Genomic DNA, 15,538 nt, shown 5'->3' with positions numbered 1-15,538 from the left:
GAGGTGGATGCGCCCGACCGCGTGCGTGACGGTGTCGGAGTGCTCGTCCTGGCCGGGACACCGATCGGACAGCCTGGTGACGCACCGCCGCGCCTGGCCGCTGAGTTGGCCGGCGCCGACGTGGTCGCCGCCGAGGACACCCGTCGGCTCAAGCGCCTGACCACCGACCTGGGCATCACCCTGAGCGGTCGCGTCGTCTCCTACTTCGAGGGCAACGAGCAGGCCCGTACGCCGGTCCTCCTCGAGGCGCTGCTGGCCGGCGACCGCGTCGTCCTGGTGACCGACGCCGGCATGCCCAGCGTCTCCGACCCCGGCTACCGGCTCGTGGCGGCCGCCGTCGAGCACGATGTGAGGGTGACCGCCGTCCCGGGGCCGAGCGCGGTGCTCACCGCGCTCGCCGTCTCCGGCCTGCCGGTCGACCGTTTCTGCTTCGAAGGTTTCCTGCCCCGCAAGGCGGGGGAACGATCCCGTCGACTGCTCTCCCTGGCCAAGGAGCAACGCACGATGGTCTTCTTCGAAGCACCCCACCGCACCGAGGCGGCGCTCGCCGCGATGGCGGACGTCTTCGGCGACGACCGCCCGGCAGCGGTCTGTCGTGAGCTGACGAAGACCTACGAGGAGGTCGTGCGGGACGGGCTCCGGGCGTTGTCAGGCTGGGCAGCCGACGGCGTACGCGGTGAGGTCACCGTCGTGGTGCAGGGCGCCGAGGCCAGCGCGGCCGTCGAGAACACCCCCGAGGCCCTGCGCGAGGCGGTCGCCGAGCTCGAGGAGGAGGGCGCCAGCCGCAAGGACGCGATCGCCACCGTCGCCAAGTTGGCGGGCGTGCCGAAGCGCGAGGTCTACGACGTGGTGCACGTGCGATGACCGGCGAACGGCTCACCAGTTTCCGTCGCGGACGCCTGCGTTTCGACGTCGTCGACCGCGGCCCGCTCGACGGCGAGCCCGTCGTGCTGCTGCACGGCTTCCCCGAGCGCGCCAGCTCCTGGGCGGCGGTCCAGTCGCTGCTCGGCGAGCAGGGACTGCGCACGTACGCCCCGGACCAGCGCGGCTACTCGCCCGACGCCCGCCCGTTCGGACGCTGGTCCTACCGCTTCCCGACGCTGGTCGACGACGTGGTGGCCCTGATCGACGAGATCGGGAGCCCGGTGCACCTGGTCGGACACGACTGGGGCGCGATGGTGGCCTGGGGACTGGCCGACCGACGACCCGACCTCGTGCGGTCCCTGACCGCGGTCTCGGTCCCACACCCCAGGGCGATGGCGCACGCCGCGGTCCAGGGCCCCCAGTTGAAGCAGTCCTGGTACTTCCTGCCCTTCAACGTGACCGGACTGGTCGAGGGGATCGTGAGGATCCGCCCCGCCGCGTTCGACGTCCCGCTGCGCAAGGGCGGCATGCGGGCCGAGGACGTCACGCGTTTCCACGCCGAGATCGTCGACGACGGCGCCCTCCCCGGGGCGCTCGCCTGGTATCGCGGCGCACTGCTCTCCCCGCCGCGGGTCGGGATCATCCGGGTGCCGACGACCTACGTGTGGAGTGACCGCGACGTGGCGCTGTCCTGGGCGGCTGCCCAGGCCTGTGGGCGCTACGTCGAGGCCGACTACGAGCTCGTGGTGCTGGAGGGGATGAACCACTGGATCCCGCGGCAGGCCCCGGAGGCGTTGAGCCAGGCCGTGCTCGCCCGGATACGGTCGTCTGCGTGAACGACCGCCCCAGCCCCACTGAGCGCCCGAGCCGCGAGCGCGCCGCCACCGAGGAGAGGACCGGGGCTCGTCGCGACCGCGAACGTCCCCCCGCCCCCGAGCCGCTGCCGCACCCGGTGGTCGACAACCACTGCCACCTCGACATCGCCGACGGTGACTGGCTCGCCACGACTGCGGCGATCGCGGAGGCCGCTGCCGTCGGAGTCCCACGGATCGTGCAGATCGGGTGTGACCTGCCCGGCGCCCGCTGGGCGGTCGAGGCCGCCCGCGAGCACCCCGCGTTGGTGGCCGGGGTCGCGCTGCACCCCAACGAGGCTCCGCGGCTGGCCGAGCGTGGCGAGCTCGACGCCGCGCTGGAGGAGATCGAGCGGCTCGCCTGCGCCCACCCCGGGGTGCGTGCGGTGGGGGAGACGGGTCTCGACTTCTTCCGTACGCCGCCCGAAGGCCTCGCCGCGCAGGAGCTCAGCTTCCGGCGCCACATCGACATGGCCAGGCGTCTCGACAAGACCCTGGTGATCCATGACCGCGACGCCCACGACGACGTGCTCCGCATGCTCGACTCCGAAGGCGCCCCGGAGCGCTGGGTGATGCACTGCTTCTCCGGCGATGCCGACTTCGCCCGGGCCTGCCTGGACCGGGGCGCGTACCTCTCCTTCGCCGGCACCGTCACCTTCAAGAACGCGGAGGCGTTGCGCGACGCCCTGGCGATCACACCCGGCGACCGCGTGCTCGTGGAGACCGATGCGCCCTTCCTGACGCCGACGCCCTACCGCGGTCGACCCAACGCCTCCTACCTGGTGCCCGTCACGATGCGGGCCATGGCGCAGGTGCGTGGGGAGGATCTGGAAGCTCTCTGCAGGGCCGTGGACGGCAACACCGAGAGGGCGTTCGGCGGGGCCTGGTAGGCATCCCTGAGCACCGGAAGGTGACGAGGAACTCGTCACCAATTGTTGCGAAGAGTTGGGTACGTCCCCAGTTTTGGATAACGTCGCGCAGTCGGCCGGGAATCAGGAAGCTGAATCTCGACCATCGCAGCCGGGCAAAGTGGCCCGGGATCCGGACGTACTTCCCCCCATGCTCACGCGTGGTCGCGTCCCGGCTCAGCGCTGGTCTCCTGTGGCCCGGACAGCACAACGTTCGGAGAATCGTGCGAACTGCACAGCTCAGTACTGTCCTGCACAGCCGCAAGCTCCTCGTCGTACTCTGCGCCGTAGTAGCCCTGGCCGTGGCGGGAACCACTCTCGGATATGCATCACTCAGCAAGTCGGTGACCCTGACCCTGGACGGGAAGTCCAGTGAAGTCAGCGCCCTCGGTGGCACCGTCGAAGAGGTCCTCGCCGCCGAAGGCGTCGAGGTCGGTGAGCACGACGTCGTCGCTCCCGCTCTCGACAGCTCCGTCGACGACGGCACCGCCATCACCGTGGCCTTCGCCCGTCCCCTCGACCTCACCGTCGACGGCGAGTCCTCGAAGCACTGGGTCACCGCCACCGACGTGGACGGCGCCCTGTCCCAGATCGGTCGCCGCTTCTCCGGTGCCGACCTCTCCACGAGCCGCTCGACGTCGATCCGTCGCGACGGCCTCGAGCTGGCCGTCGTGACGCCGAAGACCGTGAAGGTCGCGGTCGGTGGCAAGAAGGCGAAGAAGGTGGAGGTCCCGGCCCTCACCGTCGCCGACGCCCTCGAGGAGATGGACGTCAAGTACGACGACGACGACAAGGTCTCCCCGAAGCCTGGCAAGAAGATCGAGTCCGGCGACAGGATCACCGTCACCAAGGTCAAGGTCGAGCGCAAGAAGGTCGCCGGGGAGCGGATCGCCTTCGGCACCGTACGCCGCAACGACGGCTCCATGACCGCCGGCAGGACCAAGGTCGTCAAGCCCGGCAAGCCCGGCAAGCGCGCCGTCACCTACGAGTTGCGCTACGAGAACGGCACGCTGAAGTCCCGCAAGGTGGTCTCCAGCGACGTCGTCCGCGCCCCCGTCAAGCAGGTCGTCAAGGTCGGCACCAAGAAGGCCCCCGCACCGGCCCCGGTGAAGGCCAACTACGCCAGCGGCAACTCCGTCTGGGATGCCCTCGCCAAGTGTGAGTCCGGCGGCAACTGGGCGACCAACACCGGCAACGGCTACTACGGCGGTCTGCAGTTCAACCCGAACACCTGGCGCTCGGTCGGTGGCACCGGCCTGCCGCACCAGCACAGCCGTGAGGAGCAGATCAAGCGCGGCAAGATCCTCCAGGCGCGTGCCGGGTGGGGCCAGTGGCCGCACTGCACGTCCAAGCTGGGCCTGCGCTGAATGGTTCTGCGCTGGATGGGCCTGCGCTGACGCGCTCGACTTCGGTGCGGGGCGCAATCGCACTAACCTTCACCACATGACGAACACATCGGCCGGCCCGCGACTTCTGGGGCCGGCCGAGGTGCGTCAGTTGGCCGCCCAGTTGGACCTGCGTCCGACCAAGCAGCGCGGCCAGAACTTCGTCATCGACGCCAACACCGTGCGACGCATCGTGCGCGAGTCCGCGATCACTCCGCACGACGTCGTGATCGAGATCGGACCCGGCCTCGGCTCCCTCACCCTCGGCCTGCTCGAGGTCGCCCGCCGGGTCGTCGCGGTCGAGGTCGACCCGCTGCTCGCGGGGCTGCTGCCGGCGACGATCGACGAGTACGCGCCGGACCACGCCGAGCGCTTCGAGGTGGTCCTGGCCGACGCCATGCGGATCACCGGGATCCCCGGTCCGGCCCCGACTGCCCTGGTCGCGAATCTGCCGTACAACATCTCGGTCCCGGTCCTGATCCACATGCTCACCCTGCTGCCGTCGCTGGAGCGGGGGTTGGTGATGGTGCAGGCCGAGGTCGCTGACCGGCTGGCCGCGAAGCCGGGGTCGAAGGTCTACGGGATCCCGTCGATCAAGGCGGCCTGGTTCGCCGACGTACGCCGGGCCGGTGCGATCGGCCGCAACGTCTTCTGGCCCGCGCCCAACGTCGACTCCGGTCTGGTGGCCTGGACCCGACGCGAGCCGCCGGTCACCACAGCCACCCGCGAACAGGTCTTCGCCGTCGTGGACGCCGCCTTCGCGCAACGTCGCAAGACCCTGCGTTCGACCCTGAAGTCCCTCGTCGACGGGTCGGGGGAGCGCGCCGAGGCCGCGATCGTGGCTGCCGGCGTCGACCCCCAGGCGCGCGGGGAGGTGCTGGTGATCGACGACTTCGTACGCATCACCGAGGCCCTCTACGCCGGCGGCGAGGTCGGCACGGGCCTCCGTGGCGGTGAGGGGGCGTGAGCGGGGACGTGACGTACACCGGCTCGTACGAGGCCCGTCGCTCGGCGCGGTTCACCGTGCGGGCAGCCGCCAAGATCAACCTGCACCTGGGGGTCGGTGCGCCCCGTGAAGACGGTTTCCACCCGCTCGACACCGTCTACCAAGCAGTGAGCCTTTACGACGACGTCGCCGTGCACCCGGCCGACGACTGGTCGGTGACCACGACCGTCGCCGAGCACCTGGGTGAGGTCGAGCTCCCCGGCCCCGGCGAGAACATCGTCGACCGGGTCGCCGAGCTGCTCTGCGCGCACGGTTGCGCCCCCGGGTGTGCTCCCCAGGCCCGGGTCGAGGTCTCCAAGACCATCCCGGTCGCCGGAGGGATGGCCGGCGGCTCCGCCGACGCTGCCGCGGCCCTGGTGGCGCTGGACCGGCTCTGGGAGCTGGAGACACCCGACGACCGACTCCTCGAGATAGCCGCCCTCCTGGGCAGCGACGTCCCGTTCTCCCTGCTCGGCGGGACCGCCCGCGGCCTGGGCCGCGGCGAGGTCGTCACACCGCTGACGGACACCGCCACCTGGTCGTGGGTGGTGGTCCCCGCCACAGGTGGCCTCTCGACGCCCGCGGTCTACCGCCACTTCGACGAGTTGCGCCCCGACGCTCCCGCCGAGCCGCCCTCCGCGGAGCCGGTGCTGCGTGCGCTGGCCTCGGGGGACCCGTACGCGCTGGCTGCCGCCCTGCACAACGACCTGCAGGCAGCCGCGATCGACCTGCGCCCCGATCTGGGTGACCTGATCGACCTGGGCGAGTCGAAGGGGGCCCTGCGAGGGCTCGTCTCCGGCTCCGGCCCCACCGTCGTCTTCCTCTGCGCCTCCGCAGAGTCCGCACGAGAGGTCGCGGCCGCCCTGGCCGCGACCCATCCGCACGCACTGCTGGCCCACGGACCCGTGGCCGGCGCCCACCTGGTGGAGATGGACTGAATGGCCAACCTGCTGAACCTCGAACGTGTTTCCAAGTCCTACGGGATCCGACCGCTGCTGGACGGTGTCTCGCTCGGCATCGCCGTCGGCGAACGGATCGGCATCGTCGGTCGCAACGGCGACGGCAAGACCACGCTGCTCAAGGTGATGACCGGCCTCGAGGAGCCCGACACCGGTCGCGTCTCGCGTACGTCCGGTGTCCACGTCGGCTACCTGCACCAGGGCGACGAGCTCAACGACACCCACACGGTGCGCGAAGCGGTCCTCGGGGGCAAGGACGACCACGAGTGGGCCGGGGACCCCGTCGCCCGCGGCGTGGTCAAGGAGCTGCTCACCGGACTGGACCTGGACCGACCGGTGCTGGGGCTCTCCGGTGGCGAGCGCCGTCGTTGCGCACTCGCTGCGCTGCTGCTCGAGCAGCACGACCTGATCGTGCTGGACGAGCCCACCAACCACCTCGACGTCGAGGCGGTCGCCTGGCTCGCAGAGCACATGAAGAACCGACCCACCGCGATGGTGGTCGTCACCCACGACCGGTGGTTCCTCGACGAGGTCTGCCAGACCACGTGGGAGGTCCACGACGGCGTCGTCGACTCCTACGAGGGCGGTTACGCCGCGTTCGTGCTCGCCAAGTCGGAGCGGCAGCGTCAGGCCTCGGTCACCGAGGGACGTCGCCAGAACCTGATGAAGAAGGAGCTGGCCTGGCTGCGCCGCGGTGCGCCCGCGCGTACGGCCAAGCCGAAGTTCCGGATCGAGGCCGCCAACGCCCTGATCGCCGACGTGCCGCCGGTGCGGGACCGCCTCGAGCTGCAGAAGTTCGCCTCCCAGCGGCTCGGCAAGGACGTCCTCGACGTCGAGGACGTCGACCTCTTCCGCGGCGAGCGCCAGCTGCTCTCGAAGGCCACCTGGCGCCTCGGCCCGGGCGACCGGGTGGGCCTGGTGGGGGTCAACGGGGCTGGCAAGACCTCGGTGCTGTCGATGCTCGCCGGCGACCTCGCGCCGTCGGCCGGCAAGGTCAAGCACGGCAAGACGATCGCCATGCAGCACCTCAGCCAGCAGCTCGACGACCTCGACCCCATGGCGCGGGTGCTGCCGATGGTCGAGTCGATCCGCCGAGTGACGAAGACCGCCGACGGCCAGGAGCTGACCGCGACGTCGATGTTGGAGCGCTTCGGTTTCACCGGTGACCGGCTCATCGCCCGGATCGGTGAGCTCTCCGGTGGCGAGCGCCGCCGCTTCCAGCTGCTGCGCCTGCTGCTGCTCGAGCCCAACGTGCTGCTCCTCGACGAACCGACCAACGACCTGGACATCGAGACCCTCAACGTCCTCGAGGACTTCCTCGACGGCTGGCCGGGCACTCTGATCGTGGTCTCCCACGACCGGTATTTCCTGGAGCGGGTCACCGACTCGGTCTGGGCGCTGCTGGGCGACGGTCAGATCTCGATGTTGCCCCGCGGGGTCGACGAGTACCTCGAGCGTCGCGCTGCCGGCAACGCCTCCTCGGCGTCGAAGAACTCGGTGCTTCCCACGGGCTCGGCTCCGGCCGCGGCCCAGACCGGCGGCAAGGCCCGCTCCGGCAGCAGCGAGGAACGTACGGCTCGCAAGGCCGTGGCCCGCATCGACAAGAGGCTCGCGAAGATCACCGACCGCGAGAAGGCGATCCACGACGAGTTGGGGCAGTTGGCGTCGTCCACCGAGTACGACCGGATGAACGACTTGACCGCCGAGCTGGGCAAGCTGACCAGCGAGCGGGCGACCCTGGAGGCCGAGTGGCTCGAGGCCTCCGAGGTCCTGGAGAGCTGAGGGGCAGCACGCCACCGGGCCCGCTGGCTCGGTGGGCGCGCCTCACAGAGGCTGCGTGCTGAAGAGGTCGCCCGGCTGGCACTGCAACACGTCACAGATCGCGGTCAGGGTGGAGAAGCGGATCGCCTTGGCGCGCTGGTTCTTGAGCACGCTGAGGTTGACGTTGGTGACACCGATCGCGTCGGCGAGAGCGGTGACGGTCATGCCGCGCGCCGCCAGCAACTCGTCGAGGTGGCAGATGATCCGGTGAGGTTCTTCGACGGGCACGTCAGACGAGCCCGTCGACGTCGTGCTCGAGGCGGGAGCCACGGGAGAACGCTTCGGCCAACGCCGCCACGACCAGGGCCGCGATCCCCAGGGTGAGGAAGCTCAGTGGGCTGAGGATCAGCATCGCGTCCTCGACGTCGACCAGGGCCGAGCTGGCGTACATCGCTTCGCGCAGGGCGTTGGTCACCGGCATCAGGACCATGGACCCCAGCAGGGTCGCCGCGATCAGTCGCAACCTGCGTACGTTCGTGGCGCTGAAGGGTCGCCCGACCTCGACGCCGCGCATCAGGGCCAGGACGAGGTGGGCGAGCACTGCGACCACGGTCGTCAGCACCACGCCGGGGGCCAGCGCGGTGAGGCGGTCGATCGCCGTGGGGGAGGCGAGCTCCACCCACAGTTCGCCGCTCCACGTCAGCGTCGCGCCGTCGCGTGCCTCGAAACTGGGTGCGCCAGCGCGGGCGGGGTCGACGTTGATCTCGCCCACGAGCGGGTTGCCCCAGGCCCAGTGGAGGAGCGGCCGCACCACGGTCACGAAGGCGGTCCCCGCGACGGTCAACCAGACGAGGATGCGGACGCCCCAGTGGTCGACGCGATCGAAGGTGAGGAGTTTGGTGAGGGTGGCGTTCATGGCGTCTCCGGTTTCGTTGTTATCGAAAAACAATAACAACGAAGAACGATAAGCGCCAGGGCGTCGAAGTGCTGGATGTCCAGGCCGCTGGGCGCCGCTTCGCTCGATCAGGGTGCGGGGCGGCGGAAGGGTTCAAGCAGTCGCCGCAGGAGGGTGGCCAACTGCTCGCGGTCGTCGGGGCCCAGCTCCGGCATCAGCGCCCGCTCGGCCTGCAGCAGCGCCTCGAAGGCGGTGTCGACGCGGGTCTTGCCCTCGGGGGTGAGGCGGACCAGCACCCCACGTCGGTCGTTCGGGTCTGGCATCCGTTCGACCAGGCCGCGGGTGGTGAGGCGGTCGACCCGGTTGGTCATCGTGCCCGAGGTCACCAGGGTTTCGCGCAGCAGACGACCGGGGGAGAGCTCGTACGGTGCTCCGGCCCGGCGCAGGGCGGCGAGGACGTCGAACTCCCACGACTCCACGCCGCTGTCGGCGAAGGCGCTCTTGCGGGCCAGGTCGAGGTGGCGGGCGATGCGGCCGATCCGGCTGAACACCTCCACCGGCACCAGGTCGAGGTCAGGGCGCTCTCGTGCCCATGCCTCCACCAGGTCGTCGACTTCGTCGCGCATGCCGCTCAGCCTAACGGACCATCGAGATTCTTGATGTCAAGAGGATGGCGGAGTGGGTGCGGCTGGTGTTGTCGACTCCCCCGGTGCTGTGGGAGGTGCGGGTGCCAGGGGTGCTGCCGGAATCGTGGGCGCCGTGCGCAGGACCGGCTTGGCCTCCAGCCCGGAGAGCCCGTTCCACGCGAGGTTGACCAGGTGGGCAGCCACCACCTCCTTGCTGGGTTTGCGTACGCCCAGCCACCACTGGCCGAGGGTGACGGTCATGCCCACCAGCATCTGCGCGTACATCGGTGCGTGGCGGGCGTCGAGTTTCTGTCGGGTGAAGGCCTCCACCAGGATGCCCTCGACCCGGCTGCCGACGTCGCCGATGATCGACTGGAAGGAGGCGCTCGACGCGCCGATCGGGCTGTCTCGGCCCAGGATCCGGAAGCCGTCCGGGTTTGACTCGATGTAGTTGAGCAGGGCGACCGCCGAGGCCTCGAGCAATTCGCGCGAGCTGCCGCCGGTCAACGAGGCTCGCATCATCGCCAGCAGTTGGGTCACCTCGCGGTCGACGACGACGGCGTAGAGCCCCTCCTTGCCACCGAAGTGTTCGTAGACCACTGGCTTGGAGACCTTGGCCCGGGTCGCGACCTCCTCGATGGCGGTGCCGTCGAAGCCGCGCTCGGCGAAGAGACCCCGACCGATCTCGATGAGTTGCTCGCGCCGTTCGGCGCCGGTCATCCGGCGCGGCTTCTTGGTGGTCACAGGATCAGGATGCCTGACGGAGCACGGAGGTCACAGGCCGGTCGCAGCGCCGGCGCCCGGCACAGCGCTGGTCGTGGCGGGGGCGCCCGCCGTCCGCGTGCTCAGACGTCGCTCCGCGAAGGTGGCGAGCCGCGAGAGGCCGTAGTTGATGAGGATGAAGATCAGTGCCACCACGAACAGGACCTGGAGCGGGTTGTCGAGGACCTGGGAAATCAGGTTGCCCCGGCGGAGCAACTCCGTGTACAGACCCAGCACCGCGACCAACGAGGTGTCCTTGAGAATCACCACGAGCTGGCTGATCAAGGCCGGGAGCATCGTTCGAAACGCCTGCGGCAACTGGATCGCCACCATGGTCTGGCGAGGGGTGAGCCCGATGGCAAGCCCTGCCTCTGCCTGGCCGGACGGAAGCGAGTTGACACCCGCACGAAGAATCTCGGCGATGATCACGGAGTTGTAGATGGTCAGACCCAGGACGAGATACCAGAGACCGTCCTCGCCGGGCAGCCACGAGATGTCGGCCTTGAAATGATTCTTCAGGGCGTAAACGTAGAAGATCGTCACGATCACCGGGAGCCCACGGAACAACTCGATGCCTGCGACCAGGGGGATGCGGCCCAGCCGTCCGAGCATGAGGCGCCCCACGCCGAGCACGGTGCCGATGGTCAGCGAGAAGACGATCGCCAGGGCAGCAGCGACCAGGGTCGCCATCAGTCCTTCGGCCAGACGCTCCCAGACGAGGCGGAACTGCGGGTCGGTGGGGTTCAGGAGTGGGTACCACAGATCCGAGTCGAACTGACCGCGCTCCTCGAGGCGGCGGTAACCGAGGTAAAGGATCACCGCGAACGCGACCACTGCCACCACGGTCCCGATGAGAGACCGACGCCGGGCCTTGGGCCCGGGCTCGTCGTAGAGGACTGCAGTGCTCATCGTGCGATCGCCACCTTTCGCTCGACGGTGGCCAGGAGTGCTGCGGCCGGCAGGGTGATGCACAGGTATCCGATGGCGACTCCCGTGAAGACGGGGAGGGCGTCATAGCCCTGCGCGCTGGTGAGTTGGTTGCCCACTCCCCACAGGTCACCGCCGACACCGAAGGCGCCGACCAGGGCGGAGTTCTTGAACATCGCGATGATGACGCTTCCCAGCGGCGGGAGCGAGGAGCGGAGGGCCTGGGGCAGGATCACCTGACCCAGGGTCTGGCCGAAGGTGAGGCCGATCGCGCGTGCTGCCTCTGCCTGGCCGAGCTGGACCGAGTTGATGCCCGAACGGATCGCCTCGCAGACGAAGGCGCTGGTGTAGAGGACCAGCGCGCTGACACCGAAGAGGTAGTAGGACACGTTGATGCCGAGTTCGGGCAGACCGAAGGCGAACATGAAGAGCACCACGGTCAGCGGACAGTTGCGGATGAGCGTCACCCACGCAGTGCCGAACCAGCGCAGGGCGGGAATCGGGGAGACGCGGAAAGCCGCGATCAGCGTGCCGAGCACCAGCGAACCGGCCATGCCCCACAGGCAGATGCCCAGGGACCGCAGGAAGCCCGACCAGAAGAGGTCGAGGTTGTCGTAGACGGCGTCCACAGCGCTCCTCGTACGTGGGAGGGGGATGGCCGCCGGCGACCTCGTGAAGGATCACGCTGCCGCCGGCGACCGGCGTAACTCAGATGGGTGGATCAGGTGCGGATCACGAGCAGGAGTCAGCCTCGGGAAGCTCGGCGGGCTCGGAGCCCTCGACCTCGCCTGCAGTCGACGACCAGGCCTCGTTGTAGGCGTCCTCGTTGTCGGCGAGCGTCTTGTTGATGAACTCGCAGAACTCGACGTCGCCCTTCTTGATGCCGATGCCGTACGGCTCTTCGGTGAACTGCTCACCGACGAGCTTGAAGTCGCCGTCCGACTTGGAGACGAAACCGGCGAGGATCACGTTGTCGGTGGTGACCACGTCGACCTGACCGTTGCTCAGGGCGTCGGCGCACTTGTCATAGATGTCGAAGAGCACCAGCTGCCGGTCATTGGCGAGGTACTCCTTGATGTTCTCCGACGGGGTCGATCCGGTGACCGAACAAACCTTGGCGTCCGGGTTGTCCTTGAGGTCCTCGGGGCCACTGATGGTGTCGTTGTCATCCTTGACCATCAACTGCTGACCGGCCTGGTAGTAGGGCCCGGCGAAGGTGATGCGCTTCTTGCGCTCGTCGTTGATCGTGTAGGTCGCCACCACGAAGTCGACCTCGTCGTTCTCGATCACCTGCTCACGGATGGCGGAAGGAGCCTCCTTCCAGGTGATGTCCTTCGCCTCGATGCCCATCGCGCCCGCGATGATCTTGGCGACCTCCACGTCGAACCCCTCGGGGACGTCCTCGAGGTTCTTCTGACCGAAGCCGGGCTGGTCGAACTTGGTACCGATGGTGACGGTGCCGCGGTCGGCGATCTCCGCCATCGTGGTGCCGGCCTCGAAGTCGGTGTCGCTCGCCACCTCCGGGCCGTCGTCGGAGTCGCTGCCGCAGGCGGCCAGGGCCAACGACATGCCGGCCACCGCCAAGATGGCCTTCGTTCGGGTGAATCTCATTTTCTTCTCCCTATGTTGCGATCTGTTGCGAATCGGATGTCGACGGTCGGGGAGCCACAGCTCCCGACTCCGGGGTCAGTGCTTGAGGATCTTGCCGAGGAAGTCCTTGGCGCGCTCCGTCTGCGGGTTGGTGAAGAACTCCTCCGGAGTGGCTTCCTCCACGATCGCGCCCTCGTCCATGAAGACGACCCGGTCACCCGCCGTGCGGGCGAAGCCCATCTCGTGGGTGACCACGACCATCGTCATGCCGCCCTTGGCCAGGTCGACCATGACGTCGAGGACCTCTTTGATCATCTCCGGGTCCAGCGCCGAGGTGGGCTCGTCGAAGAGCATCACCTTCGGGTCCATGGCCAGGGCGCGCGCGATGGCCACCCGCTGCTGCTGACCACCGGAGAGCTGGGCCGGATACTTCTCGGCCTGGTGCGCCACGCCGACGCGCTCGAGCAGCTCCATGCCCCGCTTCTGCGCCGCGTCCTTCTTGACCTTGCGCACCTTGATCGGGCCGAGGGTGACGTTCTCGAGGATCGTCTTGTGGGCGAAGAGGTTGAAGGACTGGAAGACCATCCCGACTTCGGCCCGCAGGTTCGCCAGCCCTTTGCCCTCCTCGGGCAACTTCTCCCCGACGATCGTGATCGAGCCGTCAGAGATCGTCTCGAGGCGGTTGATGGTGCGGCAGAGCGTCGACTTGCCGGAGCCCGACGGCCCGATCACCACGACCACCTCACCGCGCTTGACGGAGAGATTCACGTCCTTGAGCGCGTGCATGTCCCCGAAGTACTTGTTGACCCCGCTGAGCACCACCAGGTCGTCGGTGCTCGTGGGCTGCGCCGTCGCTGTCATGGGAGGAACCTATGCCGAAATGCGTGACCGGGGCCACACCCAACGCCGGGGAGAGCGCGACCTTTATGCCTCTGTGACCTCCGAGCGCTCCCCGAACGCTGTCGTCGGTGCGCAGACTTGGGCACCTCAGCACTCCTCGCCGTACTCTTGAGGCGCCATGACTGAAGCAGTGATCACCGCCCAGCCGCGCACCTACGAGGTCAAGACCTACGGGTGCCAGATGAACGTCCACGACTCCGAACGCCTCACCGGCCTTCTGGAGGACGCGGGCTACGTCGCCGCGCCGTCCGACGAGCAGGCGGACGTGGTCGTCTTCAACACCTGCGCGGTCCGGGAGAACGCCGACAACCGCCTCTACGGCAACCTCGGCCACCTCGCGCCGGTCAAGGCGAAGAAGCCCGGCATGCAGATCGCCGTCGGTGGCTGCATGGCGCAGAAGGACCGCGACACCATCGTCAAGAAGGCCCCGTGGGTCGACGTTGTCTTCGGCACCCACAACATCGGCTCCCTGCCGGCGCTGCTCGACCGGGCCCGCTCGCACGAGGCCGCCCAGGTCGAGATCCTTGAGTCGCTCTCGGTCTTCCCCTCGACGCTGCCCACCAAGCGCGACTCCGCGTACGCCGCGTGGGTCTCCATCTCGGTCGGCTGCAACAACACCTGCACGTTCTGCATCGTGCCCGCCCTGCGCGGCAAGGAGCAGGACCGTCGCCCCGGCGACATCCTCGCCGAGGTCCGCGCGCTGGTTGCCGAGGGCGTCACCGAGGTGACCCTGCTGGGGCAGAACGTCAACGCGTACGGCGTCGAGTTCGGTGACCGTCAGGCCTTCTCGAAACTGCTCCGCGCCTGCGGTGAGATCGAGGGTCTGGAGCGCGTGCGTTTCACCTCGCCGCACCCGGCCGAGTTCACCGACGACGTCATCGTGGCGATGGCCGAGACCCCCAACGTGATGCCGCAACTGCACATGCCGTTGCAGTCCGGGTCCGACGCGGTGCTCAAGGCGATGCGGCGCTCGTACCGCCAGAAGAAGTTCCTCGGGATCCTCGACCGCGTACGCGAGTTGATCCCGGACGCTGCGATCACCACCGACATCATCGTCGGCTTCCCCGGCGAGACCGAGGAGGACTTCCAGGCCACCCTCGACGTGGTGCGCCAGGCCCGCTTCTCGCAGGCCTACACCTTCCAGTACTCGATCCGCCCCGGGACCCCGGCCGCGACGATGCCGGACCAGATCGCTCCCGAGGTCGTCAAGGACCGCTACCAGCGCCTCGCCGCGCTGGTGGAGGAGATCACCTGGGCCGAGAACCAGAAGATCGTCGGCCGCACCGTCGAGCTGATGGTCTCCGAGGGGGAGGGTCGCAAGGACGGCGCCACCCATCGGTTGTCCGGCCGCGGGGCTGACGGGCGCCTGGTGCACTTCGCCTCGGACTTCTCACAGGTCGAGGCCGACTCCGTACGCCCCGGCGACATGGTCGCCGTCGAGATCACCCGGGCGGCTCCGCACTTCCTGGTCGCCGACTCACCGGTGGTGAACGTACGCCGTACGCGCGCCGGAGACGCCTGGGAGCGGCGCAATGCCGAGCCCGTGGTGCCCACCGGCGTGGGGCTGGGGATGCCGAGCATCGGGGTCCCCGCACCGCTGCCGCCGATGACCAGCGCCTGCGGCTGATCGCGGCGTCGCCCGAACGCGACATCGTCCGGACGCTCTGACGCCCTGCAGATCTCTGCAGGGCGTCAGTTTTTCCGTCGTCAGGCGGGCGGCTCGGGGGAGCCCTCCTCGTCGACCTGACCCGCCTCCGGGCCGTCCTCGTCCTCGGTCCTGTCGGTGCCGGCCTCCTGGTCGGCCTCGCCGGAGGGTGCCTGGTCCTTGTCGTCCTGCTCGGCGATCTCCTCGGGCAGGGCGTCGTCGACGGCCGGGTTCTCACTCGGCGGCAGATCGCGGCCCATGGTTCCGCGATCCGCCTCGTCCTCGATCGCGTCGACGCCGCCGGGGTGGAGTTCGGGATCCTCGGTCCTGGCTTCAGGCATGGGGGGAAGTTCGTCGTTCATGGGTGTCTCCTGACATCGGTGGAACCGCTCCCTCCCGTGTACCCACCGGGGTGGCTGGGAAACAAGCGCCGCGGCCGGTGGGCCGGTTCGATCCCACGCGGCCGCCGGACGCGGACCC

17 protein-coding genes are annotated in these 15,538 nt (G+C 69.0%); 8 read left to right on the top strand and 9 right to left on the bottom strand.

Annotated features, from left to right (window positions below; all coding sequences use genetic code 11):
• The first annotated feature begins 39 nt into the window (after positions 1–39).
• The 7 genes from rsmI to DNK52_RS10015 all read left to right on the top strand — a co-directional run bounded on the left by rsmI (position 40) and on the right by DNK52_RS10015 (position 7,734).
• On the top strand, positions 40–864 hold the full coding sequence (rsmI, locus tag DNK52_RS10045) for a 16S rRNA (cytidine(1402)-2'-O)-methyltransferase (protein WP_239455522.1): 825 nt from the start codon (positions 40–42) through the stop codon (positions 862–864).
• Positions 861–1,700 carry an alpha/beta fold hydrolase gene (locus tag DNK52_RS10040; RefSeq protein WP_110240862.1) on the top strand — a complete coding sequence of 280 codons (840 nt, stop codon included), beginning with the start codon at positions 861–863 and terminating at the stop codon, positions 1,698–1,700. The genes rsmI and DNK52_RS10040 overlap by 4 nt, the downstream gene beginning before the upstream one ends.
• On the top strand, positions 1,697–2,605 hold the full coding sequence (locus DNK52_RS10035) for a TatD family hydrolase (protein ID WP_110240861.1): 909 nt from the start codon (positions 1,697–1,699) through the stop codon (positions 2,603–2,605). Before DNK52_RS10040 ends, DNK52_RS10035 begins: the two co-directional genes overlap by 4 nt.
• A gap of 242 nt (positions 2,606–2,847) precedes the next feature.
• The gene (locus tag DNK52_RS16440) at positions 2,848–3,990 is read left to right on the top strand and encodes a resuscitation-promoting factor (protein ID WP_162598717.1); all 1,143 of its coding nucleotides are present in this window, start codon (positions 2,848–2,850) and stop codon (positions 3,988–3,990) included.
• 76 nt (positions 3,991–4,066) lie between these two features.
• Entirely contained in the window at positions 4,067–4,975 is a 909-nt protein-coding gene (gene rsmA, locus DNK52_RS10025) for a 16S rRNA (adenine(1518)-N(6)/adenine(1519)-N(6))-dimethyltransferase RsmA (RefSeq protein WP_110240859.1), read from the top strand.
• Positions 4,972–5,931 (top strand): 4-(cytidine 5'-diphospho)-2-C-methyl-D-erythritol kinase, encoded by a 960-nt coding sequence (locus DNK52_RS10020; RefSeq protein WP_239455490.1) that lies wholly within the window; start codon positions 4,972–4,974, stop codon positions 5,929–5,931. Before rsmA ends, DNK52_RS10020 begins: the two co-directional genes overlap by 4 nt.
• Positions 5,932–7,734 carry an ABC-F family ATP-binding cassette domain-containing protein gene (locus tag DNK52_RS10015; protein WP_110240858.1) on the top strand — a complete coding sequence of 601 codons (1,803 nt, stop codon included), beginning with the start codon at positions 5,932–5,934 and terminating at the stop codon, positions 7,732–7,734.
• Between the two features lie 42 nt (positions 7,735–7,776).
• On the opposite strand, the gene DNK52_RS10010 is transcribed toward DNK52_RS10015, so the two are convergent.
• The 8 genes from DNK52_RS10010 to DNK52_RS09975 form a co-directional block, all read right to left on the bottom strand.
• The gene (locus tag DNK52_RS10010) at positions 7,777–8,001 is read right to left on the bottom strand and encodes a helix-turn-helix domain-containing protein (RefSeq protein WP_110240857.1); all 225 of its coding nucleotides are present in this window, start codon (positions 7,999–8,001) and stop codon (positions 7,777–7,779) included.
• 1 nt (position 8,002) lies between these two features.
• Positions 8,003–8,629 carry a DUF2975 domain-containing protein gene (locus tag DNK52_RS10005; protein WP_110240856.1) on the bottom strand — a complete coding sequence of 209 codons (627 nt, stop codon included), beginning with the start codon at positions 8,627–8,629 and terminating at the stop codon, positions 8,003–8,005.
• 107 nt (positions 8,630–8,736) lie between these two features.
• Positions 8,737–9,234, bottom strand: coding sequence for a MarR family winged helix-turn-helix transcriptional regulator (locus DNK52_RS10000; protein ID WP_110240855.1), 498 nt, complete (start codon positions 9,232–9,234; stop codon positions 8,737–8,739).
• Between the two features lie 36 nt (positions 9,235–9,270).
• Positions 9,271–9,978 (bottom strand): TetR/AcrR family transcriptional regulator, encoded by a 708-nt coding sequence (locus tag DNK52_RS09995; protein WP_239455489.1) that lies wholly within the window; start codon positions 9,976–9,978, stop codon positions 9,271–9,273.
• Positions 9,979–10,008: 30 nt separating this feature from the next.
• Complete coding sequence (locus DNK52_RS09990; protein WP_110240854.1) at positions 10,009–10,905, bottom strand: amino acid ABC transporter permease; 897 nt, start codon at positions 10,903–10,905, stop codon at positions 10,009–10,011.
• Complete coding sequence (locus tag DNK52_RS09985) at positions 10,902–11,552, bottom strand: amino acid ABC transporter permease (RefSeq protein WP_110240853.1); 651 nt, start codon at positions 11,550–11,552, stop codon at positions 10,902–10,904. Before DNK52_RS09985 ends, DNK52_RS09990 begins: the two co-directional genes overlap by 4 nt.
• Positions 11,553–11,655: 103 nt before the next feature.
• Positions 11,656–12,534, bottom strand: a complete 879-nt coding sequence (locus DNK52_RS09980; RefSeq protein ID WP_110240852.1) for a glutamate ABC transporter substrate-binding protein — start codon at positions 12,532–12,534, stop codon at positions 11,656–11,658.
• Positions 12,535–12,609: 75 nt separating this feature from the next.
• Positions 12,610–13,374 (bottom strand): amino acid ABC transporter ATP-binding protein, encoded by a 765-nt coding sequence (locus DNK52_RS09975; protein WP_110240851.1) that lies wholly within the window; start codon positions 13,372–13,374, stop codon positions 12,610–12,612.
• Positions 13,375–13,531: 157 nt separating this feature from the next.
• Here DNK52_RS09975 and miaB point away from each other — a divergent pair, with 157 nt between their 5' ends.
• The gene (gene miaB / locus DNK52_RS09970) at positions 13,532–15,040 is read left to right on the top strand and encodes a tRNA (N6-isopentenyl adenosine(37)-C2)-methylthiotransferase MiaB (protein ID WP_110240850.1); all 1,509 of its coding nucleotides are present in this window, start codon (positions 13,532–13,534) and stop codon (positions 15,038–15,040) included.
• Positions 15,041–15,120: 80 nt separating this feature from the next.
• Here the strand turns inward: miaB and DNK52_RS09965 are convergent, their stop codons facing one another.
• The gene (locus DNK52_RS09965) at positions 15,121–15,420 is read right to left on the bottom strand and encodes a hypothetical protein (protein ID WP_110240849.1); all 300 of its coding nucleotides are present in this window, start codon (positions 15,418–15,420) and stop codon (positions 15,121–15,123) included.
• Positions 15,421–15,538 lie beyond the last annotated feature (118 nt).

This window comes from Nocardioides gilvus, from assembly GCF_003194605.1.
GTDB classification, from domain to species: domain Bacteria; phylum Actinomycetota; class Actinomycetes; order Propionibacteriales; family Nocardioidaceae; genus Nocardioides; species Nocardioides gilvus.
Note: the sequence above shows the minus strand (reverse complement) of the source record. Positions and strands in the feature narration are given on the sequence as shown.